Origin of the sequence: Yoonia sp. (assembly GCF_030731595.1) — a bacterium.
Classification (GTDB): Bacteria; Pseudomonadota; Alphaproteobacteria; order Rhodobacterales; family Rhodobacteraceae; genus Yoonia.
The window spans coordinates 1-1,738 of record NZ_JANQTS010000151.1 but is presented as its reverse complement, the minus strand read 5'-3'; the positions used below and the strand labels follow the sequence as shown (position 1 = coordinate 1,738).

The 1,738-nt window shown below is 55.4% G+C and carries 1 protein-coding gene; it reads right to left on the bottom strand.

Annotation, left to right across the window (positions count from 1 at the left end):
- A protein-coding gene (locus tag NWQ23_RS16640; protein ID WP_306167516.1) for an IS3 family transposase occupies nt 1-1,117 on the bottom strand; the annotation gives its coding sequence in 2 pieces (ribosomal slippage) (nt 1-853 and nt 853-1,117; 1,118 coding nt annotated over the 2 pieces). This gene is flagged as partial in the annotation.
- Between the last annotated feature and the right edge of the window lie 621 nt (nt 1,118-1,738).

Genomic DNA, 1,738 nt, shown 5'->3' with positions numbered 1-1,738 from the left:
GTGGGCCTCTGGTCTATCGGCATCATGCTTTCCGGCGCCGGTGGGCGATAGCCCAGGGCGCTGTGGGGCCTAACAGTATTGTAATGGTGGCGCCAGCGCTCGATCAGGATCTGGGCCTCGCGTAACGTGTAGAACACCTCGCCATTGAGCAACTCGTCGCGGAAGCGGGCGTTGAAGCTTTCGCAATAGCCGTTTTCCCACGGTGATCCTGGGGAGATGAACGCAGTTTTGGCGCCGACGGCCCCAATCCAAGCACGCACCTTCTTGGCGATAAATTCCGCGCCATTGTCAGATCTAATGAACTCAGGCGGTCCGCGCATGATGAAGAGGTCGGTCAAAGCGTCGACCACATCCGTCGAATTGAGCCTGCGTTTCACCCTGATCGCCAGCGCCTCCCTCGTGAACTCATCAATGATATTCAGCGTGCGGTAAACCCGCCCGTCATGCGTTCGACCCTGAACAAAGTCATAGGACCAAACGTGGTTCGGCCGCTCCGCCCGCAATCGTACGCAGGACCCATCATTCAGCCAGAGCCGGCCTTTCTTGGGCTGTTTTTGCGGGACTTTCAGCCCTTCTCGTCGCCAAATTCGTTCTACGCGCTTATGATTTACGTGCCAGCCGCTGTTATTCAGCATGCCCGTGATCATACGATAGCCGTATCGTCCGAATTCTTTCGTCAGCACGATCATGTCCTCAGTCAGCCGTTCCTCATCAGGTAAGCCACGTGGCACCTTGCGCTGCGTGGAGCGATGTTGGCCGAGTGTGCGGCAGACCCTGCGCTCAGATACGCTGAGGGTTTGCCGCACATGATCGATGCATAGACGGCGGCGGGAAGGGCTTAGAAGTTTCCCCGCGCGGCCTCGGTGAGGATCATCTTGTCCAAGGACAGATCCGCCACGACGCGCTTGAGGCGTTGGTTTTCAGTCTCAAGCTCCTTCAGCCGTTTGAGCTGATCCCGACTCATGCCGCCATACTCTTTGCGCCATCGATAGTAGGTCTGAATTGTTACGCCTATCTGCCGAACAGCCTCGGAAACTGACTTTCCCTGCCCTTGCAAAACTTCAACTTGCCGAAGCTTTAGCACAATATCTTCTGGTTTCTCTCGTTTTCCAGCCATCGTTTAGTCCTCCTGAAAACGGGACAATCATATCCCAATTGGTGGACCACTTCAGTGGGGGCATTCCAATCCCCTCTCACGCATGTAAACATGCGTTGCAGGGCAACGGCTTTAGCGCTTGTGACAAAAAATCATTCTCCACCGTAAGCTGGCCAATCTTGGCGTGAAGCTCTTTGATCTCGCCCTCTTTATTCTCAGCTTTTTTGACCTTGTCTGAGAAAACCCCCGCCATGCCCTCAATAGCCTACCGTTTCCACGCTTACCTGCGTTGCCTCTAGGTGTTTGCGCGCAAACACCTGCCCGTAACAGGTGAAGCTGCCGCTTGGCTGCGATCTCTTGCACCGTCTTGTCACCACGTAGCGCCTCAAGCGCCACAGCAGCCTTGAAGTATCAGAAAATTCAGTCGCTTTCTTATTCTCGTATCCAATCGTTTGGGTTGGATACATCTTAGCAAGCTGTCCGAATTTGCCGGACCACTTGAGCCGCCGGTGGTGTATGCTTTTCACCCATCAGGTGCGCCCGTTTTGGGGTTTGAGGTCCGGCCCGATCTGCTGACACTGGTGCTGACGGATCTGGCTGGCACAACGCCCGCCCTGTTGGCTGATATCGAAGAGATGGCAG